This window comes from Halofilum ochraceum (assembly GCF_001614315.2).
Taxonomy (GTDB): Bacteria; Pseudomonadota; Gammaproteobacteria; order XJ16; family Halofilaceae; genus Halofilum; species Halofilum ochraceum.
In genome coordinates, this window is sequence record NZ_LVEG02000005.1 from 336,004 (window position 1) to 358,594 (window position 22,591).

Annotated in this window: 22 protein-coding genes and 1 tRNA gene; 1 reads left to right on the forward strand and 22 read right to left on the reverse strand. The window is 64.8% G+C overall.

Going from position 1 to position 22,591, the window contains the following annotated elements; translation table 11 throughout:
• Positions 1–31: 31 nt before the first annotated feature.
• The 20 genes from nuoL to A0W70_RS16750 form a co-directional block, all read right to left on the reverse strand.
• The gene (nuoL, locus tag A0W70_RS07995; protein WP_070988785.1) at positions 32–1,987 is read right to left on the reverse strand and encodes an NADH-quinone oxidoreductase subunit L; all 1,956 of its coding nucleotides are present in this window, start codon (positions 1,985–1,987) and stop codon (positions 32–34) included.
• Between the two features lie 4 nt (positions 1,988–1,991).
• Positions 1,992–2,297 (reverse strand): NADH-quinone oxidoreductase subunit NuoK, encoded by a 306-nt coding sequence (gene nuoK, locus A0W70_RS08000; protein WP_070988787.1) that lies wholly within the window; start codon positions 2,295–2,297, stop codon positions 1,992–1,994.
• A 136-nt stretch (positions 2,298–2,433) separates the two neighbouring features.
• Positions 2,434–3,048, reverse strand: a complete 615-nt coding sequence (locus tag A0W70_RS08005; RefSeq protein WP_070988789.1) for an NADH-quinone oxidoreductase subunit J — start codon at positions 3,046–3,048, stop codon at positions 2,434–2,436.
• Positions 3,049–3,053: 5 nt separating this feature from the next.
• Positions 3,054–3,542, reverse strand: a complete 489-nt coding sequence (gene nuoI / locus A0W70_RS08010) for an NADH-quinone oxidoreductase subunit NuoI (RefSeq protein WP_070988791.1) — start codon at positions 3,540–3,542, stop codon at positions 3,054–3,056.
• Between the two features lie 43 nt (positions 3,543–3,585).
• Positions 3,586–4,617: an NADH-quinone oxidoreductase subunit NuoH gene (gene nuoH, locus A0W70_RS08015; RefSeq protein WP_070988793.1), complete on the reverse strand. Its 1,032-nt coding sequence runs from the start codon at positions 4,615–4,617 to the stop codon at positions 3,586–3,588.
• 6 nt (positions 4,618–4,623) lie between these two features.
• Entirely contained in the window at positions 4,624–7,029 is a 2,406-nt protein-coding gene (gene nuoG, locus A0W70_RS08020) for an NADH-quinone oxidoreductase subunit NuoG (RefSeq protein ID WP_070988795.1), read from the reverse strand.
• 27 nt (positions 7,030–7,056) lie between these two features.
• Positions 7,057–8,364 (reverse strand): NADH-quinone oxidoreductase subunit NuoF, encoded by a 1,308-nt coding sequence (nuoF, locus tag A0W70_RS08025; RefSeq protein ID WP_070988797.1) that lies wholly within the window; start codon positions 8,362–8,364, stop codon positions 7,057–7,059.
• Between the two features lie 4 nt (positions 8,365–8,368).
• A complete protein-coding gene (locus A0W70_RS08030; protein WP_083330862.1) occupies positions 8,369–8,878 on the reverse strand; it encodes an NADH-quinone oxidoreductase subunit NuoE family protein in 510 nt (169 codons plus the stop codon).
• Entirely contained in the window at positions 8,875–10,128 is a 1,254-nt protein-coding gene (locus A0W70_RS08035) for an NADH-quinone oxidoreductase subunit D (protein WP_070988801.1), read from the reverse strand. The genes A0W70_RS08030 and A0W70_RS08035 overlap by 4 nt, the downstream gene beginning before the upstream one ends.
• Positions 10,121–10,849, reverse strand: coding sequence for an NADH-quinone oxidoreductase subunit C (locus A0W70_RS08040; RefSeq protein WP_070988804.1), 729 nt, complete (start codon positions 10,847–10,849; stop codon positions 10,121–10,123). Before A0W70_RS08040 ends, A0W70_RS08035 begins: the two co-directional genes overlap by 8 nt.
• Before the next feature lie 27 nt (positions 10,850–10,876).
• Positions 10,877–11,353 carry a NuoB/complex I 20 kDa subunit family protein gene (locus tag A0W70_RS08045; RefSeq protein ID WP_070988807.1) on the reverse strand — a complete coding sequence of 159 codons (477 nt, stop codon included), beginning with the start codon at positions 11,351–11,353 and terminating at the stop codon, positions 10,877–10,879.
• Positions 11,344–11,700 (reverse strand): NADH-quinone oxidoreductase subunit A, encoded by a 357-nt coding sequence (locus tag A0W70_RS08050; RefSeq protein WP_070988808.1) that lies wholly within the window; start codon positions 11,698–11,700, stop codon positions 11,344–11,346. Before A0W70_RS08050 ends, A0W70_RS08045 begins: the two co-directional genes overlap by 10 nt.
• Before the next feature lie 107 nt (positions 11,701–11,807).
• Positions 11,808–11,893 (reverse strand) — tRNA-Leu (locus tag A0W70_RS08055).
• A gap of 55 nt (positions 11,894–11,948) precedes the next feature.
• Complete coding sequence (gene secG, locus A0W70_RS08060) at positions 11,949–12,350, reverse strand: preprotein translocase subunit SecG (protein ID WP_070988810.1); 402 nt, start codon at positions 12,348–12,350, stop codon at positions 11,949–11,951.
• Positions 12,351–12,372: 22 nt separating this feature from the next.
• Entirely contained in the window at positions 12,373–13,131 is a 759-nt protein-coding gene (gene tpiA, locus A0W70_RS08065) for a triose-phosphate isomerase (protein ID WP_070988812.1), read from the reverse strand.
• 57 nt (positions 13,132–13,188) lie between these two features.
• Entirely contained in the window at positions 13,189–14,553 is a 1,365-nt protein-coding gene (glmM, locus tag A0W70_RS08070) for a phosphoglucosamine mutase (RefSeq protein ID WP_070988814.1), read from the reverse strand.
• An 8-nt stretch (positions 14,554–14,561) separates the two neighbouring features.
• Complete coding sequence (gene folP / locus A0W70_RS08075; protein WP_070988816.1) at positions 14,562–15,404, reverse strand: dihydropteroate synthase; 843 nt, start codon at positions 15,402–15,404, stop codon at positions 14,562–14,564.
• A gap of 103 nt (positions 15,405–15,507) precedes the next feature.
• Entirely contained in the window at positions 15,508–17,460 is a 1,953-nt protein-coding gene (gene ftsH, locus A0W70_RS08080; protein WP_070988817.1) for an ATP-dependent zinc metalloprotease FtsH, read from the reverse strand.
• 58 nt (positions 17,461–17,518) lie between these two features.
• Positions 17,519–18,136, reverse strand: coding sequence for a 23S rRNA (uridine(2552)-2'-O)-methyltransferase RlmE (gene rlmE / locus A0W70_RS08085; RefSeq protein ID WP_070988819.1), 618 nt, complete (start codon positions 18,134–18,136; stop codon positions 17,519–17,521).
• Entirely contained in the window at positions 18,126–18,521 is a 396-nt protein-coding gene (locus tag A0W70_RS16750; protein WP_245675839.1) for a hypothetical protein, read from the reverse strand. Before A0W70_RS16750 ends, rlmE begins: the two co-directional genes overlap by 11 nt.
• Here A0W70_RS16750 and A0W70_RS08090 point away from each other — a divergent pair.
• The gene (locus A0W70_RS08090) at positions 18,450–18,686 is read left to right on the forward strand and encodes a YhbY family RNA-binding protein (protein WP_245675837.1); all 237 of its coding nucleotides are present in this window, start codon (positions 18,450–18,452) and stop codon (positions 18,684–18,686) included. The two genes, A0W70_RS16750 and A0W70_RS08090, sit on opposite strands and share 72 nt — an antisense overlap.
• A 75-nt stretch (positions 18,687–18,761) precedes the next feature.
• Here the strand turns inward: A0W70_RS08090 and greA are convergent, their stop codons facing one another.
• Both greA and carB read right to left on the reverse strand, forming a co-directional pair.
• Positions 18,762–19,238, reverse strand: a complete 477-nt coding sequence (gene greA, locus A0W70_RS08095) for a transcription elongation factor GreA (RefSeq protein ID WP_070988824.1) — start codon at positions 19,236–19,238, stop codon at positions 18,762–18,764.
• Positions 19,235–22,459 carry a carbamoyl-phosphate synthase large subunit gene (gene carB, locus A0W70_RS08100; RefSeq protein WP_070988826.1) on the reverse strand — a complete coding sequence of 1,075 codons (3,225 nt, stop codon included), beginning with the start codon at positions 22,457–22,459 and terminating at the stop codon, positions 19,235–19,237. The genes greA and carB overlap by 4 nt, the downstream gene beginning before the upstream one ends.
• Positions 22,460–22,591 lie beyond the last annotated feature (132 nt).

Genomic DNA, 22,591 nt, shown 5'->3' on the forward strand with positions numbered 1-22,591 from the left:
GTTGTCCCGTTCGTCGTATTCTTGTCAGGCATCACGCGCTCAGTACGACCCAGCTGAGCGCGACGAGCACGCCGAGGATCATCGCGAAGGCGTAGTGATACAGATAGCCGCTCTGGAGGTGGCGCATCAGGCCGGAGCACTGCCCGACCACGCGGGCGGCGCCATTGACGATCCAGCCGTCGATGACCCGCTGGTCGCCGACCCGCGACAGGAAACCGCCAAGGCGTCGTCCTCCCTCCGCGAACACGGCCTGGTACAGCTCGTCGAAGCCGTATTTCTTCTCGAGCATACGGTGCACCGGACGCAGCCGCTCGGCCGCCCGGTCGGCCAGCTCGGGTCGCCGGATCCAGACAAACCAGGCGACGACGACGCCGGCGAGCGCCAGATACACGGCCGGCCCCTGGAAACCATGGAGGATGAAGCCCCACCAGCCATGGAAACCCTCCCCGAGTTTCGCCATCACGTCGTGCTGCGGTAGCACGAGGATCGACGAACCGAACCAGCCGCCGAACAGCAGCGGCCCGATCGTCCAGGCGCCGATGATCACCGACGGGATCGCGAGCAGCACCAGCGGCACGGTTACGACGAGCGGCGTCTCATGGAGATGCTCACGCGTGTGCTCATCCATGCGCGGCTCGCCATGGAAGGTCAGGAACAGCATCCGGAACGTATACAGCGCGGTCACGAACACGCCGATCAGGACGCACCAGTACGCGAAACCCGCCCCGGGGGTGGTCGAATAATGCACCCCCTCGATGATCGCGTCCTTGGAGAAGAATCCCGAAAACCCCGGGAACCCGATCAGGGCGAGCGACCCGATCACCGCGGTGATGTAGGTCACCGGCATGTAGCGCCGCAGCCCGCCCATCCGGCGCATGTCCTGCTCGTGATGCATGGCGATGATCACCGAGCCGGCACCGAGGAACAGCAGCGCCTTGAAGAAGGCGTGGGTCATCAGGTGGAAAATCGCCGCCGAGTAGGCCGACGCACCCAGCGCCACGGTCATGTAGCCGAGCTGGGAAAGCGTCGAATACGCGACCACCCGCTTGATATCGTGCTGCACGATTCCGACCAGGCCCATCGCCAGCGCGGTGATCGCACCGATCACGAGCACGAAAGACAGCGCGGTCTCCGACATCTCGAACAGTGGCGACATCCGCGCCAGCATGAAGATGCCCGCCGTCACCATGGTAGCGGCATGGATCAGCGCGGAGATCGGCGTCGGACCCTCCATCGAGTCCGGCAGCCAGACGTGCAGCGGGACCTGAGCCGATTTGCCCATCGCGCCGACGAACAGCAGCAGACAGGCCACGGTGGCCACCGACCACGGGGCACCATCGAAGAGTTCGATCCGGGCGTTGGCGAGATCCCCCGCCTGCGCGAATACGGCCGCGTAATCCAGTGTCCCCGTCCAGGCGAGGATCGCGCCGATCCCGAGGATGAACCCGAAGTCACCGACGCGATTGACGAGGAACGCCTTGAGGTTCGCGAAAATCGCGGATTCCCGCGTATACCAGAACCCGATCAGGAGGTACGAGACCACCCCGACCGCCTCCCAGCCGAAAAACAGCTGCAGGAAGTTGTTCGCCATCACGAGCATCAGCATCGAGAAAGTGAACAGCGAGATATAGCTGAAAAAGCGCTGGTAGCCCGGATCGTCGTGCATGTAGCCGATGGTGTAGATATGCACCATCAGCGAGACGCTCGTGACCGTTGTCATCATGAGCACGGTCAGGCGATCGATGAGAAACCCGATCTCGAAGGTGATCCCGTCGCTCACCATCCAGGTGTAGACCGACTCGTTGTAGACGGCCCCGCCCCCGAACACGATATGCCAGAAGGCGATGACCGACAGAACGAACGAGATGGCCACGGCCCCGATCGTGACCGTATGCGCACCCACCCGACCGATCTGCCGGCCGAAGAGACCGGCGATGATCGCGCCCGCGAGCGGGAACAGCGGGATGGCGAGATAGACGGATTCCATCGCTTCAGCCCTTCATCGTGTCGAGGTCGGCCACGTTGATCGTGCCCCGGTTGCGGAACAGCACCACCAGAATGGCGAGCCCGATCGCCGCCTCCGCGGCGGCGACCGTCAGGATAAAGAACACGAAGATCTGGCCCGAGAGGTCCTCGAGGAAATGCGAGAACGCCACGAAGTTCATGTTGACGGCGAGCAGCATCAACTCGATCGACATCAGCAGGATGATGACGTTTTTCCGGTTGATGAATATCCCGGCCATGCTGATACCGAACAGCACGGCGCCGAGGATCAGATAATGTGAAAGCGGGATCATCTCGCCTGCTCCCTCCCGAGTGGCGCGCATCCGCGCGTCCGGGGATTATTGTGATTATGCGGCGCGACGGGCCCCGGGCGCCCGGAGCCGTCGCGCTCTCGCCATGCCCCGGCCCGATGCGCGGGGACGGCGGCTGTTATGGGCGTTCGCGCCGCTCGCTGTCCATCTGCACCACACGCAGGCGATCGCCCTTGCCGGCCCGGACCTGATTACCCGGCGTCTGGTATTTCGTCGTCTCGGGCCGCTTGCGCATGGTCAGCGTGATCGCGGCGATAATCGCGACCAGCAATATGAATGCCGCGATTTCGAACTGGTAGAGATACTCGGTATACAGCAGGCGCCCGAGCGCTTCGGTGTTGCTGTAATCCGCGGGCGCGGCGGGCGGCGCCGCGTAGCGGTCGCTGCCAAAATAGCGCGGACCGACGATCAGGACGAGTTCCGCCACCATGACGATGCCCACGAGCGCGCCCAGCGGCAGGAACCGCACGAAACCCTCGCGCAGCGGCGCGATATTGACATCAATCATCATGACCACGAACAGGAACAGCACCATCACAGCGCCGACGTAGACAAGCACCAGCACGATGCCGAGGAATTCGGCCTCGAGCAGGAGCCACAGCGCGGCCGCCGTAAAGAACGTCAACACCAGGAAGAGGACCGAGTGCACCGGATTCCGGGCCGTAATCACGCGCAGCGAGGACGCGATCATCACCGCCGAGAAAATCCAGAATGTGAGCTGTTCCACTGGCATGCGGCTTACCTGTAAGGGGCATCGAGAGCGCGGTCGGCCGCGATCATCTCTTCGTATTTGTCACCGATCGCGAGCAGTTCGGGTTTCGTGATGATCTGCTCGCCCCGCTGCTCGAAATGGTATTCGTGGATACTGGTCTCCACGATCGAATCCACCGGGCAGGATTCCTCGCACAGGCCGCAGTAGATGCATTTGAACAGATCGATGTCATAGCGCGTCGTGCGACGCGTCCCGTCATCGCGCTCCTCAGACTCGATCGTGATCGCCAGCGCCGGGCATACCGCCTCGCATAGCTTGCAGGCGATACAGCGCTCCTCGCCGTTCGGATACCGGCGCAGGGCGTGCAGTCCGCGGAACCTGGGCGATTTCGGCGTCTTCTCTTCCGGATAGGCGATCGTCACCTTGCGGGAAAAGAAATTCCGCCCGGTCAGGCGCATGCCCTTGAGCAGCTCCCAAAGCAGGAACGATTTGAAAAAACGCGAGATCGCACTCATCTGCGCGACTCCTCCCGACCGGTCAGGTTGTTGCGGCCGGTCATCATACGGACCACGGGCCGACCTGGAACCAGGCCATGACACCCTCGACAAAAATCCAGATGATCGTGATCGGGATGAACACCTTCCACCCCAAGCGCATCACCTGGTCGTAGCGGTAGCGCGGGAACGTGGCCCGGAACCAGAGATAGAAGAACGCCACCACGGCCGTCTTGACCAGGAACCAGTGCACGCCGTCCGTACCATCCGGGAACGGCGACTGCCAGCCACCCAGGAACATCACCCCGGCGAGCGCCGCGATCAGGATCATGTTCGCATATTCGGCGAGGAAGAAGATCGCGAAAGCCATGCCGGAATATTCAACATGGAAACCCGCCACGATCTCGGACTCGCCCTCGGCGACGTCGAACGGCAGACGGTTCGTTTCGGCTACGCCGGCAATGAAATACACCACGAACAGGGGCAGCAGCGGCAGCCAGAACCAGGAGAACAGCCCACCTTCCTGCGCCTGGGTGATGGCGCCCAGATTGAGGCTCCCGCCCGCCATGAGCACGCCGACCAGGGCGAAGCCCATGGCGATTTCGTACGCGACCATCTGCGCGGCCGATCGCATCGCGCCGAGAAACGCATATTTCGAGTTCGAGGCCCAGCCGGCGATGATCACGCCGTAGACACCGACCCCGGTGAGTGCGAGCACGTACAGGAGCGCCGCATCGATGTCGGCAAGGATCCAGCCCTCGGCGAACGGGACCACCGCCCAGGCCGCCAGCGACGGCCCGATCGAGAGAATCGGCGCGAGCAGGAACAGAAATCGGTTCGCATTGGTCGGGAGGATGACCTCCTTCGACAGCAGCTTGAGTCCATCCGCGATCGGCTGCAACAGACCGTAGTACCCGACCCGATTCGGTCCGCGGCGGCGCTGCATATAGCCGATCACGCGCCTTTCCGCATACGTCAGGTAGGCGACGGAGAGCATCACCGGAATGATGATCAGCAGGATCTTCCCCTGGATCACCAGCGAGACCCGGACGAACTCCGGGAGCGAGGCCCACATTGCGGCAATGGATTCGATCATGGTCGCTTACGCCCGCTCCAGTTCCACGCCACCGAACACCGGACCGAGCGTGCCGGTCGCTTCCATCCCCTGCGGGATCCAGACGCACCCTTCGGGAATCCGGACGTCCACCAGCAGATCGAGCACACCGGCCTGCGCGCCCTGGCGCACGGTCACCCGCTCCGCGTCCGTCAGGCCCAGCCGCGCGGCATCGGCCGGCGCGACCCGGGCGGCCGGTTGGCCCGCATCGGCCGCCTCCTGCAAGGGCCGCGAACGCCGTACGAGCGGATCGACCGAATACATCGGTACGTCGCCGTAGCGTACGAGGCCGTCGATCGACCGAGTCTCCGGCAGGCTTTCCCCCGCCGGGACGGTGTTATCCAGTGTCACCTCGCGGCAGCGTTCCTTGAGTTCACGCCGGATTTCCGCCGCCGCGTGGTATTCGAAGCCGGCGATGCCCAGTTCGTTGCCAAGCACGCGCAGAATCTTCCAGTTCGGTCGCGAGTCGCCCGGCGGCGTCCCCGCCGCGCTGAAGTTCTGCCAGAGGCCCTCCGCGTTGACGAACGTGCCGTCGGTCTCGGCAAACGTGGTGCCGGGCAGGATGATATCCGCGTATTGCAGCATCGCATCGCTGGTGAACGGCGCGATCGCGACGACGGACTCGGCCGCGTCGAGCGCCGCCTTGGCCGCGGCCGCGTCCACGCTGTCGAATTCCGGTTCGACGCCGAGCAACAGGTACCCGGGTTTCGGTGACGACCAGAAGTCGGCCGCCGTGGCACCCGCCGTGTCGACCGCCTGCCCACCCGGACCGCGGTGCGGCACGCAACCGGCGAGCCAGGCGCCGGCGGCATTGCCGTATTCGGGCAGGTAGCCGAAGCGCGCGGTGGCCATCTGCGCGATCGCGGCCGCGAGCCGCCGCAGGGTTGCCAGCTCGGGATGCCCGAGTGCCTGACTGCCGAGGAGGACCGTGCTCGACGCGCCATCGACCAGTGCTTCGGCGACCGCGCGCTGCTCCCCGTCCGGAACGCCCTTGCCCGCCAGCGGTGCCAGGTCCCGTGGCAGTTCGGTGCCCGCGCGCTCGGCGACGGCGGCCGCGATCCCGGCCAGCGACGCCACCATCCGATCGGGGCGTACCGCGATTTCGCGATCGACATCGAAATGCCAGTCGAAGCGACGCGCATTCAGGAAGCTCACGCGTGCACCGTGCCCGATCACCGCCTTGCGCAGGCGATGGGCGGCAAGGGGCTGTTCCTTGCGCACGTTGGAGCCGACCAGCAGCGCCGCGTCCAGTTTTTCCAGCTGCTCGATCGACTGACCGAGCCAGGGCATCACGGGCGCCTGATCCTGATCGGAAAAATCGAGCTGGCGCAGACGGTGATCGACGTGCGGACTGCCCAGCCCACGGATCAGCTTCTGGCCCAGATAGTGCTCCTCGGTCGTCGCATAACCCGAGATCACGCCCGCCACACCGTCACCGCCGTGGCGCGCCGTGACGTCACGCAGGGCCTCCGCGGCCGCCGGCAATGCGACGTCCCAGTCGACCTCTTCCCAGATACCGTCGCACTTGATCAGCGGCAGCATGACCCGATCGTCGGCGTACAGCCCATGACAGCTGTAGCGATCCCGATCCGCGATCCAGGTCTCGTTGATCCGTTCGTTGTCGCGCGGGACGGCGCGCATGATGCGCCCGCGCCGCTGATGCATGAAGACATTCGAGCCGATGCTGTCGTGTGGCGAAACCGTCGGCTGCTGCAGCAGTTCCCACGGCCGGAAGGTATACCGCGCCGGCTTGTTCGTGAGTGCGCCCACCGGGCACAGATCGATGACGTTGCCCGACATCTCGGAACTGACGGTACGCCCGACATACGTGCCGATCCGCATCTCCTCACCGCGCCCGGTCGCCCCGAGCTCGCGGACGCCCGCGATCTCGGTGCCGAAACGGACACAGCGCGTGCAGTGGATGCAGCGGGTCATGTCGGTCGAAATCAAGGGGCCGAGGTCTTCGTCGGCGACGGCGCGTTTCGATTCCGTGAAGCGCGAGATCCCCTCGCCATAACCGAGCGCGACATCCTGCAGCTCGCACTCACCGCCCTGGTCGCACACCGGGCAATCAAGCGGGTGATTGATCAGCAGGAACTCCATGGTGCCCTGCTGGGCATCGAGCGCGCGCTCGGAACCGGTCCAGACCTTCATGCCGTCCGCAACCGGGGTCGCGCACGCGGGCAACGGCTTCGGCGCCTTCTCGACCTCGACCAGACACATCCGGCAGTTGGCCGCGATCGAGAGCTTGCGGTGATAACAGAACCGCGGCACGTCGATACCCGCCGCATCGGTCGCCTCGATCAGCATCGCCCCTTTGCGCACGCGCACCGGCTTGCCGTCGACCTCGATCTCGACCATCTCGACGTTCTGTTCCAGCGTTTCTTCCGTCATGAGCGTCTCGCTGCTGCCGGCACGCGATCAGGCCGCCTCGGAGGCGCGATCCGCGAGCACGCTCCGCCCGTGTTCGATGTAATACTCGAACTCCGGCCGGAAATGTTTCAGGAAACTGCGAACGGGCATTGCGGCCGCATCGCCGAGGGCACAGATCGTGCGTCCCTCGATACGGCGGGCGGCATGCTCCAGCCGCTCGAGATCGTCCATGACCGCCTCACCCCGAACGATACGCGTGAGCATCCGATACAGCCAGCCCGTGCCTTCCCGGCACGGCGTGCACTGACCACAGGACTCCGACATATAGAAACGTGAGATCCGCCGCAGCGCCTCAACCATATCCGTCGAGTCGTCCATCACGATCACCGCACCGGATCCGAGCATGGAGCCGACTTTGGTGATCGAATCGTAATCCATGTTCGCCTCGAGCATCGTCGCGCCCGGCACGACAGGCACCGACGACCCACCGGGGATCACCGCTTTCAGATCGCGGCCTCCCCGCACGCCACCGGCGAGTTCCAGCAGCTCACTGAACGGGGTGCCCATCGGGACCTCGAAATTTCCGGGTCGTTCGACGTGCCCCGAGACCGAGAAGATCTTGGTCCCCCCGGCGTTCTCCACCCCAAGCCCGGCAAACCAGTCACCGCCACGGCGCAATACCGTCGGCACCGAGGCGAGCGTCTCGGTGTTGTTGACCGTCGTCGGGCGGCCATAGACACCGTATTGGGCGGGGAACGGCGGTTTGAACCGCGGGAGCCCTTTCTTGCCCTCCAGCGATTCGAGCAGCGCGGTTTCCTCGCCGCAGATGTAGGCGCCGGCACCGAGCGCGTTATGCAGATCGAAATCGATCCCGCTGCCCTGGATATCCCGGCCGAGCCATCCGTGTTCATAGGCTTCGGCGAGTGCCTGCTCGCAGCGCCGGTACACCTCGTCACCGAACTCGCCGCGCAGGTAGTTGTAGCCGACCGTCGCCCCCATCACGAACCCGCCAATCGCCATGCCCTCGATCAGTGCGTGGGGATTCAGTGTCAGGAGGTCACGGTCCTTGCACGTGCCGGGCTCGGACTCGTCCGAGTTGCAGACGATGTACTTCTGCCCCGGTGCATTGCGCGGCATGAAGCTCCATTTGATGCCGACCGGGAACCCCGCGCCGCCGCGCCCGCGCAGGTTCGAGGTCTTGAGTTCGTCGATGATCGCCTCGGCGCTCAACTCGCCGCGGAGGACCCGCTGCCAGGCCTCATAGCCGCCGAGCTTGAGGTAGTTTTCATACGACCACGGCTCATCGAACTGGAGCGTGGCGTAACAGACCTGATTGAGACTGGCGTCATCGAGCATCGTTTCACTCCAGCGCGTCGAGTATCTCGTCGACGCGCTCCGGCGTGAGGTCCGTGTAATAGACGTGATCGACCTGCATCATCGGCGCACAACGGCAGGCGGCGAGACACTCCTCTTCCATCTTGAGAAAGATGCGGCCGTCGGCGGTGGTCTCCCCTCGCCGGCAGCCGAGCCGTTTCTCGACATGGGCGACCAGATCGTCCGCCCCGCGCAGCATGCAGGAGATATTCGTGCAGATGGAGACGCTGTGCCGGCCGACCGGCTCGGTCTCGATCATCGAATAGAACGTCGCGACCTCATAGATCGAGACGCGCGGTATGCCGAGGTAATCAGCGACGGCATCCATCAGTTCCGTGCTCACCCAGCCGCCGTTCGCGTGCTGAACCGCCATCAGCGACTGCAGCGAAGCCGACTGGATCCCCTCGGGCGGGAATCGCGCGACCCATTGGTCGATCTCCGCCTTGACCTCGTCCGAAAGCAGATCGGTCCGGCTTTGTTCCTGTTCGATACTCACCGGTCCACCTCCCCGAATACGAGATCCTGGGTTCCGACCACGGCGACCACGTCGGCCAGCATATGGCCCTGCACCATCTCGTTGAACGCGGAGAGGTGCGCGAAGCCCGGGGCGCGGACCTTGAGCCGGTATGGCTTGTTGGCGCCATCGGAGACTAGGTAACAGCCGAACTCGCCCTTCGGCGCCTCGACCGCCGCATAGGCCTCGCCCGCCGGCACGCTGAATCCCTCCGTGAAGAATTTGAAGTGATGAATCAGCGCCTCCATGTCGGCCTTCATCTCCTCACGCCGTGGCGGGGCGATCTTGCGGTCGTCGATCATGGTCGGCCCCGGATTGTTCCGAAGCCAGTCGATGCATTGTTTGATTATTCGCGTTGACTGCCGCATCTCTTCGATCCGTACGAGGTAGCGGTCATAGCAGTCGCCTTTCGTACCGACCGGGATATCGAAATCCATGCGATCGTAGACTTCGTACGGCTGTTTCTTGCGCAGATCCCATTCGACCCCGGAGCCGCGCAGCATGGGCCCGGTAAATCCAAGCTCGATCGCGCGATCGGCCGAAACCGTCGCGATATCAACCGTGCGCTGCTTCCATATGCGGTTGTCGGTCAGCAGCGTTTCGTACTCATCGACACAGCGCGGGAAGCGCTCGCAGAAATCCTCGATGAAGTCGAGTAACCCACCCTTGCGGGCCTCGTTGAGCTGCTCGACTTCGCGCTTCGACCGCCAGCGGGATGCCTCGTACTGCGGCATATAGCCCGGCAGATCCCGGGCGACTCCGCCGGGGCGGTAGTATTTCGCATGCATGCGCGCACCGGAGACCGCCTCATAGCAGTCCATCAGGTCTTCGCGTTCCCTGAAGGCATAAAGGAATGCGGTCATCGCGCCGATGTCGAGCGCATGCGCACCCAACCAGAGCAGATGGTTCAGGATGCGCGTGATCTCGTCGAACATCACGCGGATGTACTGCGCGCGGATCGGCGGCTCGATACCGAGCAGCTTCTCGATCGCGAGCACATAGCCGTGCTCGTTGCACATCATCGAGACGTAGTCGAGCCGGTCCATATACCCGATGCTCTGAACGTACGGCTTGGTCTCGGCGAGCTTTTCGGTCGCCCGGTGCAGCAGACCCACATGCGGGTCTGCCCGCTGGATCACCTCGCCGTCCATTTCGAGGACGAGGCGCAGGACCCCGTGGGCGGCCGGGTGCTGCGGGCCGAAATTGAGCGTGAAATTCTGTATCTCAGGCATCTTTGTCGCCCTCTTCCGTTTCCGGCCGGGCGTACCGGTTGTCCTCGCGAATCACCTTCGGCACCAGCACACGCGCCTCGATGGTGACCGGCTGGTAGATGACGCGTTCCTTTTCCGGGTCGTAACGCATCTCGACATGGCCGACCAGCGGGAAATCCTTGCGGAACGGATGGCCGACAAAACCATAGTCGGTCAGGATGCGACGCAGGTCAGGATGGCCGTCGAACAGGATCCCGTAGAGATCGAACGCCTCGCGCTCGAACCAGTTCGACCCCGGCCAGATCTCCGTCAGAGTCGGCAGGATCGGCGCATCGTCGTCCGGCGCGTAGCAGCGGATGCGAAGACGCTGGTTATGCGTGTAGGAAAGGAGATGGATGACGGCGGCGAAGCGCGGCGTGTCGAGTTCACCCCCCTGAGCCTCGTCACCGAAATGCAGCCGCCCCGTCGTACCCGCGTCCTCGACGCCGCGCGAGTAACCGCTCTCGCTCAGCTCGCCACGGCTCCATTCATCGGTGCCATACGAGAGGTAATCGACCCCGCAGAGATCCACCAACTGCTCAAACCGGAAGGGCTCTTCGTCACGCAGCGCGCGGCTGACGTCCAGGAGATCCTGCGCGGCCACTTCGATGGTGACCTCACCCACCGCGACGCGACAATCGCCGAGTCGGGCGTCAAAGCGCTCCTTGATCCGGTCCGCAAGGTCATGAACCCGTTGCGACATCGTATTCCCCCGCTCCGCGCGCCGTTGTCAGCGTGCGATGGTTTCGGTCCGCTTGATCTTCTTCTGCAGCTGCAGGATGCCGTAGAGCAGCGCCTCGGCGGTGGGCGGGCATCCGGGGACGTAGATATCGACCGGCACGATCCGGTCGCAGCCGCGGACTACCGAATAGGAGTAGTGGTAGTAGCCGCCGCCATTCGCGCAGGAGCCCATGGAGATGACCCAGCGCGGTTCCGCCATCTGGTCATACACTTTGCGCAGGGCCGGCGCCATCTTGTTGCACAGCGTACCGGCGACGATCATCACGTCCGACTGGCGCGGGCTCGGCCGAAACACGATACCGAAACGGTCCATGTCATAACGGGAGGCGCCCGTGTGCATCATTTCGACTGCACAGCACGCGAGGCCGAAGGTCATCGGCCACAGCGACCCGGTTCGCGCCCAGTTCAGGACCTTGTCCGCGGAGGTCGTGACAAAACCCTTCTCGAGAACGCCTTCTATTCCCATTCCAGCGCCCCCTTCTTCCACTCGTAGATAAAACCGATCACCAGGATACCGAGGAATATGGCCATGGCGATGAAACCGGCAGCCGCCATGTCTCCGAGGGCCACAGCCCATGGAAACAGGAACGCGATTTCAAGGTCGAAGATGATGAACAGGATGGCGACAAGGTAGTAGCGGACGTCGAATTTCATCCGCGAGTCTTCGAAGGCCTCGAAACCGCACTCGTACGGCGAGTCCTTCTCGCTGTCGGGGCGGTGAGGGCCCACCACCCGGCCGGCGATCAGCGTGACGACCCCGACGACGACGCCGATCATGATGAACATCAGGATCGGCAGATAATTCGCGACCATGTCGTAACCCCGATTCTTGATCGCGGCGCCCGCGGGCGGTTCCGCGGGACCGGGCGATATCGTTCACGGCGGGCGCAATAACGCACGTCAACGATACCACAGAAAGATGGTGCCGACGCCCGGACTCGAACCGGGACGGCCAGTGGCCACTACCCCCTCAAGATAGCGCGTCTACCAATTCCGCCACGTCGGCAATGGACCGGAGCACCGGCCCGAAACACCAATGATACCCGATGAGCGGGCATCAATCACTCCTCGATCGGCGGCAAATCGCCATCCGATTCACTCTCGCCACCGGCCGCGCCGGTACCAGAAGTTCCCTCGTCCGCCGGCAGGTCGCTGCTGCCGCCCGCAGCGCCCGGATCGGCCTGCTCCGTCGCCGGCGCCGTGCGGTCCACCACGCTATCGGATTCGCCCCCACGGTTCGCCGCGATGACGGCGAGTGCAAGACTGGTCACGAAGAACAGCGTCGCGAGTGCGGTCGTCATGCGGGTCAGAAACGATCCGGAACCGCCGGCACCGAAGACGGTCGCCGAGGAACCGCTGCCGAAGGCCGCGCCCGCGTCGGCGCCCTTGCCCTGCTGGATCAGCACCAGGCCGATCACGCCGATGGCAAGCAGTACGTGTATGGTCAGGACAACCGTGTGCATCGGTGCTCTCTATTGAATGGGTTTACGCGGCCACCGCGGCGCGCGCGATGGCCAGGAATTCGTCCGCGTCCAGCGAGGCGCCGCCGATCAGGCCACCGTCGATATCCGGCATGGCCATAAGCTCGCCCGCATTCGCGCCCTTCATGCTGCCGCCATACACGATTCTGGCGCCCTCACCGAGCGCCGCATCGTGTGCGGCCAGGCGACCACGCAGTGCCGCATGGACCTCCTGCGCCTGTTCGGGGGTCGCCGTTCGCCCGGTACCGATCGCCCATACCGGCTCGTACGCGATCACACCGTCACCGAAGCCGGCAACACCGGTCATCTCAAGCACGGTATCGAGCTGGCGTGTCACCACCGCCAGCGTATCCCCGGCATCGCGCTCGGCCAGCGTCTCGCCGACGCAGAGGATCGGCGTCAGCCCCGCGCCCCGGGCCGCGATGAACTTCGCGGCGACACCGGCATCCGTTTCACCGTGCCGCGCCCGGCGCTCGGAGTGACCGAGAATCGCAATCCGTGCGCCGAACTCAGCCGCCATGCCGGCCCCGACCTCACCCGTAAACGCGCCCTGGGCCTGATCGGAGACGTCCTGCACACCGATATGCAGCGCGGTCCCGGCAGCCCGCTCACAGGCCAGCGGCAGATGGACGAACACGGGGCAAACGGCGATATCGACGCCGTCGATACCAGTCATCCCGCTCACCAACGCGTCGATGAGCTGACCGGTCTTGCCGATCGAACCGTTCAGTTTCCAGTTGCCGCAGACCAACGGTCGACGCATCGCTACCACCCTGCCCGGATACGGGAGGCGCAAGGGTACACGCGCCCAAGGGGCAGATCAATTTGACGCGGCGTTTTCCGCGCTGCAGAACTCCTGACGTACCGTGCCGGCGAGGCGCTCGGCCATGGACTCGATCGCGTCCTCGTTCGGCCCCTCCACCATGACCCGCACCAGCGGCTCGGTACCGGAAGCCCGAAGCAATACCCGACCGTGCTCCCCCAGCTCTTTCTCCACTCTCCGGATTTCGGCCTGGACCGTTTCATTCGCGCACGGGTCGACCCGTTCGGCGACCCGGACATTCACGAGCAGTTGCGGATAACGCTCAAAAGACGCAGCCAGCGTGTCCAGTCCGGTATCGGCCTCGACCATGAGGCCCAGCACCTGCAGTGCCGACACGATCCCGTCACCCGTAGTCGTGCGATCGAGGCAGACGATATGCCCGGACGCCTCGCCACCGAGTTTCCAGCCACGCGCGTGCAGCCGCTCCAGTACAAAGCGGTCACCGACGGCCGCCCGCTCGAAGGGAATATCCAGCGCCTTCAGGCCCCGTTCGAGGCCGAGATTCGACATCAGCGTACCGACCACCCCGCCGCCCAGATTTCCGGCTGCATGCCGCGCCTGTGCCAGGATCAGCAGCAGCACATCGCCATCGACGACCCGGCCGTTGCGATCGACCATGATCAGGCGGTCGCCATCACCGTCCAGCGCGACCCCGACGTCCGCATTCTCGGCGACCACCTTCTGCGCGAGCGCCTCCGGCGCCGTTGCGCCGCAATCCTGATTGATATTGAGCCCATCCGGTTCGACACCAATCGCCACGACGTCCGCACCCAGTTCGCGGAATACCTGCGGCGCGACCTGGTAGGTCGCGCCATGGGCGCAGTCGACGACGATTCGCAGCCCGCGGAGACTGGATCCGAATGGCAGCGTGGCTTTGCAGAACTCGATATAACGCCCACGGGCGTCTTCAACCCGGCTCGCGCGGCCGAGCTTGTCGGGTCGCACCGTACCGACGGGGTCGTCCAGCAGCGATTCGATCTCGGTCTCGACCGCGTCGGGCAGCTTCGTCCCCTCGGACGAGAAGAACTTTACGCCGTTGTCGTAGTAGGGGTTGTGCGACGCGCTGATGACGACGCCCGCGGCCTGGCGGAAGGTCCGGGTAAGGTACGCGATCGCGGGCGTGGGCATTGGCCCGACCAGGCTCGTATTCACGCCCGCCGACGCCAGGCCCGATTCAAGCGCTGATTCGAAGAGATAGCCGGAGAGGCGCGTATCCTTGCCGATCAGGACCTCGCGGCTGCCGCGGGCCGCGAGCACCCGTCCGGCCGCCCAGCCCAGGCGCAGCACGAACTCCGCGTTCATGGGCTGCTCGCCGACCCGCCCGCGGATTCCGTCCGTGCCGAAAAACCGACATCCACCCATAACCTGTATTACTCCGCTTTCATGGTCGCCTGGACGATCGCGAGGGCCTCCACAGTGGGCCGCACGTCATGAACGCGCAACACCCTTGCACCACGCTCGGCCGCCAGCACGGCAGCCGCGAGACTACCGTATAGCCGTTCCTCGGCCGGTGCGCCACCCGTCAGGGTGCCGATCATGCGCTTGCGCGACATGCCGGCGAGCAGCGGCAGATCAAGCCGCACGATCAGCGTCGCGAGATGGCGCAGCAGCGAGAGATTGTGGTCCAGCGTCTTGCCAAAGCCGAATCCCGGATCGACCACGAGCCGATCACGCCCGATCCCCGCGTCGATGCAGGCGGCGATCCGCTCTTCGAGGAAATCGCCCACCTCGCGGACGACGTTGTCGTAATACGGCGACGTCTGCATGCTGCGCGGTTCGCCCTGCATATGCATCACGCAGACACTGGCGTCCAGCGCCGCCGCCGCGGATAACGCCCCGGGCGCCGCCAGCGCACGCACGTCGTTGATCAGCGCCACGCCGGCGGCGCCCGCCTCGGTCATGATCTCGGGCTTGCTCGTGTCGATCGACAGGGGCACATCCACCCGCTCGGCCAGCGCCTCGAGCAGCGGCAGGACCCGCCGCCGTTCTTCGTCCAGCGGCACAGCTTCGGCACCCGGCCGGGTCGACTCGCCGCCGATATCGATCAACTCGGCGCCTTCCTCGACCATCTGCTGCGCCCGCGCCACCGCGGCATCCACCTCCGTGTAGCGCCCACCATCGGAAAACGAATCCGGCGTTACGTTGAGCACGCCCATGACAAGCGGTTCGGGTCGCGCAAGTCGCTGGCGCAGACGTACAGCCGCGTCACCCATTGGCTACTCCTCTCAGGCATGCCCGGCGGATTCCGCTGCCGGCGCTGCAACGAAAACGGCCGGCGCAGGAAGCGCCGGCCGCATTACTCGCAAAACCCCGATCTCAGTGCTGACTGGCCGGATCGCCGAGCGGCCCTTCCTTGCCCGATTCACCCTTGCCGGCAGAGTCGCCGGCCTCGGCCGTGCCCTGATCCCCGGCGTTCGGCGTCTGATCGTCATCCTTCCAGTCGGCCGGCGGACCCGGCTCGCGACCCTCCATGATGGCCTGGATCTGATGATGATCGATGGTCTCGTACTTCAGCAGCGCATCGGCCATCGTGTGGAGCTTGTCCATGTTCTCGCTGAGGATCTTCTCGGCACGCTCGTAATTGCGATCAATGAAATGCCGGATCTCTTCGTCGATCGCGTGTTGCGTATCGTCCGACATGTTCTTGTGCTGCGTCACCGAGCGACCAAGGAACACCTCGTTCTCGTCCTCACCGTAAGACAGCGGCCCGAGCTTGTCGGACATACCCCACTTGGTGACCATATTCCGCGCGATCTGGGTCGCACGTTCGATGTCATTCGAGGCCCCGGTCGTCACGCGTTCGTTGCCGAACATCAACTGCTCGGCAATGCGGCCGCCGAACAGGGATGACAACTGGCTCTCGATTCCCTGCTTGGTGAGGCTGTAGCGGTCCTCCTCCGGCAGGAACATCGTGATCCCCATCGCCCGCCCGCGCGGGATGATGCTCACCTTGTAGACGGGGTCGTGATCCGGCACCAGACGGCCGACGATCGCATGACCGGCCTCGTGGTAGGCGGTCAGCCGCTTCTCCTCCTCCTTCATGACCATGGATTTGCGCTCGGCGCCCATGATCAGCTTGTCCTTGGCGCGCTCGAACTCCTCCATGGTCACGTTCTTGCGGTTGCCACGCGCCGCGAACAGCGCCGCCTCGTTCACGAGGTTCGCCAGATCGGCACCCGAGAATCCGGGGGTGCCACGAGCGATATCGCGGGGACGCACGTTCTCGTCGCACGGCAGCTTCTGCATGTGCACCCGCAGAATATGCTCGCGCCCGCGCAGATCCGGCAGTGGCACGGTGACCTGACGGTCAAACCGGCCCGGGCGGAGCAGTGCCGGATCGAGGACGTCCGGGCGGTTGGTCGCGGAGATCACGATCACGCCCTCGTTGCCCTCGAAGCCGTCCATTTCCACCAGCAGCTGGTTCAGCGTCTGCTCGCGCTCGTCGTGACCGCCGCCCAGACCGGCGCCGCGCTGGCGGCCGACCGCGTCGATCTCATCGATAAAGATGATGCACGGGGCGTGCTTCTTCGCCTGTTCGAACATGTCGCGTACGCGCGAGGCGCCGACGCCGACGAACATCTCGACGAAATCCGAACCCGAGATCGTGAAGAACGGGACCTTGGCCTCGCCGGCGATCGCCTTGGCCAGCAGCGTCTTGCCGGTACCCGGGGGTCCGACCATCAGCACACCGCGCGGGATCTGCCCGCCGAGCCGCTGGAATTTGGCCGGATCCTTGAGGAAGTCGACCAGCTCGACCACTTCTTCCTTGGCCTCGTCGACGCCGGCCACGTCGTTGAACGTGACCTTGACCTGGTCCTCGCCCATCAGCTTGGCCTTGTTCTTGCCGAAGGACATCGCGCCCTTGCCGGCACCGCCTCCCTGCATCTGGCGCATGAAGAAGATCCACACGCCGATCAGCAGCAGGAACGGGAACCAGCTGATGAAGATCTGGGTCAGGATGGACGTGCTTTCGGGAGGCGCCGCCTTGATGGTGACGTTGTGCTCAAGCAGATCGCCGACCAGGGCCCGATTGTCCGACTCGGGGCTGAACGTCACGAACTGGTCGCCGTTCGAGCGCTGTCCCTCGATCCGCTGACCGTCGCTCTTGAACATCACCTCATCGACACGATCGCGCTTCACGTCGCTGATGAACTGATCGTAGGAAATTTCCTGGCGCTGCGGGGTCGTCTGCCCGAAGTTATTGAACACGGACATCAGGACGACTGCGATGACCACCCACAGCAGGATGTTTTTGAACAGATCGCTCAAGGGCTACCTCACTCCGTCAGCGGCGCCATAAAGCCGCTTTCAACGTATTTGGACCGTACTACAGTTGCCGCCCGGTCGCCACAATATAGACCTCGCGCGAGCGATCGCGCGATGCCTCCGGTTTGCGGATACGAACGCTGGTGAAATCGGATTTCAGCGCCCGCGTGAACGCATCGCTGCCTTCTCCCTGGAACATCTTCGTCACGAAGCTGCCGCCCGGTTTCAATACACGGACCGCGAGATCGTGCGCCAGTTCCGTCAGCGCCATGGACGCCGGCTGGTCCACCGCCGCCACCCCACTCATGTTGGGGGCCATATCGGACATTACAAGGTCGGCCCCCGGGCCCAGCGCCTCCAGCAGGCCGTTGAGCACCGTCTCGTCATGGAAATCCCCCTCCACGAACCCGACCCCGGCGATCGGGTCGATCGGGAGCCGGTCGCTCGCGATGACGAGCCCCTCGTCCCCCACGCGGGTGACCGCATACTGCGACCAGCTCCCGGGGGCCGCGCCGAGGTCCACGACGTGCATGCCCTTGCGCAGGAGCCGATCCTTGCGATCGAGCTCCATCAGCTTGTACACCGCCCGGCCACGCCAGCCCTCGCTGCGGGCACGGCGCGTCCACGGATCGGCATGCTGCTCACGCAGCCACCGCTGGCTGCTTTTGCTACGAGCCATTCCGCTGCTCCGCGCGCCGCGCCTGGCGCAGCGCGAGCAACAGGCCGCGCGCCCGCGTGTGCACCCACAGGCCGGCGCCGACGCCGTACGCGCCCAGCACCGCGAGTTCACGGGCCCCCTCCAGCCAGTGCATGACCAGCGGCGCGCCGATTACCGCGACGATGATAATCGCCGCCAGTTCGCGCTTGATCGAGGCGAGCGCGGCGTCGGCGTCGCGTGCTAGACTCGCGCCGCTTTCAGCCGACCGGTCCTCACGATGCTCCGCCGTTCCCAGATCACTTTCCTCCGGGCTCAGGCCCATAACCGCAAGCCCATTGTACGCCTCGGCCAGCGCGGGCTCACCGACGCCGTGGTCAAGGAACTCGAACAAGCCCTCGACGACCATGAACTCGTCAAGATCCGGCTCGCTTCGGCGGGGCGGGAAGAACGGCGGGAAATGATCGCGACCCTGTGTGAGCGGACCGGAGCCGAGAGCGTCCAGCAACTGGGCGCGACCGCGACCCTCTTTCGCCGCAACACCGAGCGGCCACGCCTGACGCTGCCGGACTGAACCCCGAACGGCACCCGCGTGCGGTGGCGCTCGCTCACCGCGGCGGTGCGAATGGCCCGCGACCTCACGCGGGCCTCATTCGTAGCGGATACCGACAACCTCGTACTCGCGGCGTCCACCGGGTGCCTCGACCTCGGCGACATCGCCCTCCTGCTTGCCGATGAGGGCCCGGGCGATCGGGGAACTGATGGATATCAGTCCGCTCTCGATGCTGGCCTCACCGTCACCGACGATCTGGTACGTCACCTCTTCATCGGAATCGAGATCGAGCAGTTCCACCGTCGCGCCGAATACGATCTTGTCTTTACCGGCGAGCGTGCTGACGTCGATCACCTCGGCGTTGGAGAGCTTGGACTCCAGCTCGCTGATCCGGCCCTCGATAAAGCCCTGCTGCTCGCGCGCGGCGTGGTACTCGGCGTTCTCCTTGAGATCGCCATGGGCACGCGCCTCGGCGATCGCCTCGATAACCTGCGGGCGATCGACCGACTTGAGGCGATCCAGTTCCTCGCGCATTTTCGCGGCACCGCGCGCCGTGATCGGGGCCCTGCTCATACGATCTCCTGATGCAAATCCTGCAGCCGGCTCACCCGGCCATCTTCCGGGTACGAGAGCGCCAGACACATCGCGCGCCCGCACGCGATCGTGGTCGCATACGCCACCCGATGGTTCAGCGCCTCGCGACGGATGGTGAACGAGTCCGCGATCGCGGACTTGCCCTCGGTCGTGTTGATGATGAGGGCGATCTCGTCGTTCTTGATCAGATCGACGATGTGCGGCCGCCCTTCTTTCACCTTGTTGATATGTTTACAGGGAATACCGGCGGCTTCAACAGCCACCGCCGTGCCGTGCGTCGCCACGATCTCGAAGCCGAAGCGGTGCAAATCGCCGGCGATCTCGGTCGCGTGCGCCTTGTCCTGGTCGCGCACGCTGACGAAGGCCTGTCCGGACCGCGGCAGCGGATCACCGGCCGCCATCTGGCTCTTGGCAAACGCCTCGCCGAACGTCCGCCCGACGCCCATGACCTCGCCGGTCGACTTCATCTCGGGGCCGAGCAGCGGGTCCACGCCCGCGAACTTCACGAACGGGAAGACCGACTCTTTCACGCTGTAATAGGGCGGCGTGACGGACCCCGTGATCCCCTGTTCCGCCAGCGTCGCGCCCGCCATGCAGCGCGCCGAGATCTTGGCCAGCGGCACCCCGGTCGCCTTGGACACGAACGGCACCGTGCGCGAGGCCCGCGGATTGACCTCCAGCACGTAGACCTCGTCGCCCTGGATCGCGAACTGCGCGTTCATCAGGCCGACCACACCGAGTTCCAGGGCCATGCCCCGCATCTGTTCGCGCAGGCGCCCCTGAATGGACTCATCGAGCGTATACGGCGGCAGTGAACAGGCCGAATCGCCGGAGTGCACGCCGGCCTGTTCGATGTGCTCCATGATGCCGCCGATGAACACGTCGGTGCCATCCGACACCGCGTCGACGTCGACCTCGAGCGCATCCTCCAGAAAACGGTCCAGCAATACCGGCGAGTCATTGGAGACCAGTACCGCCTCGCGCATATAGCGCACCAGGTCTTCATCCGAGCGGACGATCTCCATCGCCCGTCCACCGAGGACGTAGGACGGGCGTACCATCAGCGGATAGCCGATATGGGCCGCGAGTTCGCGCGCCTCTTCCGGGTCACGGGCGGTGCGGTTCGGCGGCTGCTTCAGGCCCAGCTTGTCGATCAGCTGCTGGAAGCGATCGCGGTCTTCGGCCGTGTCGATCGAATCCGGCGTGGTACCGATAATCGGCGCACCGGCCGCTTCGAGCGCGCGCGCCAGCTTGAGCGGCGTCTGCCCGCCGAATTGGACGATCACGCCGGCCGGGCGTTCGGTCAGCAGGATCTCCAGGGTGTCCTCGAGCGTCAGCGGCTCGAAGTACAGCCGGTCCGAGGTATCGAAATCGGTCGACACCGTCTCCGGGTTGCAGTTGACCATGATGGTCTCGTAACCGTCGTCCCGCAGGGCGAGCGCGGCGTGGACGCAGCAATAGTCGAACTCGATGCCCTGGCCGATGCGGTTCGGTCCGCCGCCGAGCACCATGATCTTGTTGCGCGTGGACGGTTCCGACTCGCACTCGGTTTCATAGGTCGAGTACATATAGGCGGTCGCGGTGGCGAACTCCGCCGCGCAGGTATCCACGCGTTTGAACGCCGGCCGCACCCCGAGCGCATGGCGATGCGCACGGACATCGTCTTCGGTGGTGGCCAGCAGCGTGGCCAGGCGATGATCCGAGAAACCACGCCGCTTGAGCGCCCACATGCGCTCCGCCGTAATCGCCGCCAGCGACGTACCGCGTAGTGCCGTTTCGGTCTCGATCAGATCCGCGATCTGCACCAGCCACCAGCGGTCGATCCAGGTGAGATCGAATACCTGATCGACACTCCACCCATGCCGGAACGCTTCGGCGACATACCAGATCCGCTTGTCGCTCGGTTCCTGGAGTTCACGCCGCAGGGTCGAGGCGAGGTCCTCGGGATCGATGTCGGCCGGCATGACCTCGTTGAGGCCATCCGCTCCGGTTTCCAGGCCGCGCAGCGCTTTCTGCAGCGACTCCTGGAAGGTCCGGCCGATGGCCATGACCTCGCCGACCGATTTCATCTGCGTGGTCAGGCGCGGCTGCGTGTGCGGGAATTTCTCGAAGGTAAAGCGCGGCACCTTGGTGACGACATAGTCGATGGTCGGCTCGAAAGAGGCCGGTACGGCGCCGCCGGTGATCTCGTTGCGCAGTTCGTCGAGCGTGTAGCCGCAGGCCAGCTTCGCCGCCACTTTGGCGATCGGGAAGCCGGTCGCCTTGGAGGCGAGCGCCGAGGAGCGCGAGACGCGCGGGTTCATCTCGATCACGGTCAGACGACCGTTGTCCGGATTGACGGCGAACTGGACGTTCGAGCCGCCGGTATCCACGCCGATCTTGCGCAGCACCTTCAGCGAGGCGTCGCGCATGATCTGGTATTCCTTGTCCGTCAGCGTCTGTGCCGGCGCGACCGTGATGGAGTCGCCGGTGTGCACGCCCATCGGATCCAGATTCTCGATCGAGCAGACGATGATGCAGTTGTCCGCGTGGTCGCGGACCACCTCCATCTCGAATTCCTTCCAGCCGAGCACGGACTCTTCGAGCAGGACCTCGTGCGTCGGTGACAGTTCGAGTCCGCGCTTGCAGATGTCCTCGAACTCCTCGCGGTTGAACGCGATACCGCCCCCGGAACCCCCGAGCGTGAACGACGGGCGAATGATGACCGGGAAGCCGATCCGGGCCTGCGCCTCCTGGGCCTGGTCCCAGGAATGCGCGATCCAGGCGGTCGGCGTGTCCAGGCCGATCTCGCTCATGGCCGTACGGAACCGTTCGCGGTCCTCGGCCATGTCGATCGCATCCTTGGAGGCACCGATCATCTCGACCCCGTGCTTCTCCAGCACGCCATTGCGGTCCAGGTCGAGTGCGCAGTTCAGCGAGGTCTGTCCGCCCATGGTCGGCAGCAGCGCATCGGGCTTCTCCTGTTCGATGACGCGCTCGACCACCGACCAGTTCAACGGCTCGATATACACCGAGTGCGCCATGCCGGGATCGGTCATGATCGTGGCCGGATTCGAGTTCACCAGGATGACCCGATACCCCTCCTCGACCAGCGCCTTGCAGGCCTGGGCGCCGGAGTAGTCGAACTCGCAGGCCTGACCGATGACGATCGGTCCGGCGCCGAGGATCAGGATGCTCTGGATGTCGGTGCGTTTCGGCATGGGCGTGCCCGTATCGGTTCGAGGTCCCGCCTGCCCGGAAAAGCGTCCGGTGCAGGCGCGGGGCGCGGAGAAGTCATCCCCCGCCCCTTCGTGTTCAGTGACGTACCCGCCAGCCGGCGTACGGCAGCGGTC

Bases quoted from the DNA above. Each gene is read 5' to 3' on its own strand.
- nuoL (WP_070988785.1), bottom strand. From the start codon at position 1,987: ATGGAATCCGTCTATCTCGCCATCCCGCTGTTCCCGCTCGCGGGCGCG.
- nuoK (WP_070988787.1), bottom strand. From the start codon at position 2,297: ATGATCCCGCTTTCACATTATCTGATCCTCGGCGCCGTGCTGTTCGGT.
- A0W70_RS08005 (WP_070988789.1), bottom strand. From the start codon at position 3,048: ATGCCAGTGGAACAGCTCACATTCTGGATTTTCTCGGCGGTGATGATC.
- nuoI (WP_070988791.1), bottom strand. From the start codon at position 3,542: ATGAGTGCGATCTCGCGTTTTTTCAAATCGTTCCTGCTTTGGGAGCTG.
- nuoH (WP_070988793.1), bottom strand. From the start codon at position 4,617: ATGATCGAATCCATTGCCGCAATGTGGGCCTCGCTCCCGGAGTTCGTC.
- nuoG (WP_070988795.1), bottom strand. From the start codon at position 7,029: ATGACGGAAGAAACGCTGGAACAGAACGTCGAGATGGTCGAGATCGAG.
- nuoF (WP_070988797.1), bottom strand. From the start codon at position 8,364: ATGCTCGATGACGCCAGTCTCAATCAGGTCTGTTACGCCACGCTCCAG.
- A0W70_RS08035 (WP_070988801.1), bottom strand. From the start codon at position 10,128: ATGCCTGAGATACAGAATTTCACGCTCAATTTCGGCCCGCAGCACCCG.
- A0W70_RS08040 (WP_070988804.1), bottom strand. From the start codon at position 10,849: ATGTCGCAACGGGTTCATGACCTTGCGGACCGGATCAAGGAGCGCTTT.
- A0W70_RS08045 (WP_070988807.1), bottom strand. From the start codon at position 11,353: ATGGGAATAGAAGGCGTTCTCGAGAAGGGTTTTGTCACGACCTCCGCG.
- A0W70_RS08050 (WP_070988808.1), bottom strand. From the start codon at position 11,700: ATGGTCGCGAATTATCTGCCGATCCTGATGTTCATCATGATCGGCGTC.
- secG (WP_070988810.1), bottom strand. From the start codon at position 12,350: ATGCACACGGTTGTCCTGACCATACACGTACTGCTTGCCATCGGCGTG.
- tpiA (WP_070988812.1), bottom strand. From the start codon at position 13,131: ATGCGTCGACCGTTGGTCTGCGGCAACTGGAAACTGAACGGTTCGATC.
- glmM (WP_070988814.1), bottom strand. From the start codon at position 14,553: ATGGGTGGATGTCGGTTTTTCGGCACGGACGGAATCCGCGGGCGGGTC.
- folP (WP_070988816.1), bottom strand. From the start codon at position 15,404: ATGGGTGACGCGGCTGTACGTCTGCGCCAGCGACTTGCGCGACCCGAA.
- rlmE (WP_070988819.1), bottom strand. From the start codon at position 18,136: ATGGCTCGTAGCAAAAGCAGCCAGCGGTGGCTGCGTGAGCAGCATGCC.
- A0W70_RS16750 (WP_245675839.1), bottom strand. From the start codon at position 18,521: ATGGTCGTCGAGGGCTTGTTCGAGTTCCTTGACCACGGCGTCGGTGAG.
- greA (WP_070988824.1), bottom strand. From the start codon at position 19,238: ATGAGCAGGGCCCCGATCACGGCGCGCGGTGCCGCGAAAATGCGCGAG.
- carB (WP_070988826.1), bottom strand. From the start codon at position 22,459: ATGCCGAAACGCACCGACATCCAGAGCATCCTGATCCTCGGCGCCGGA.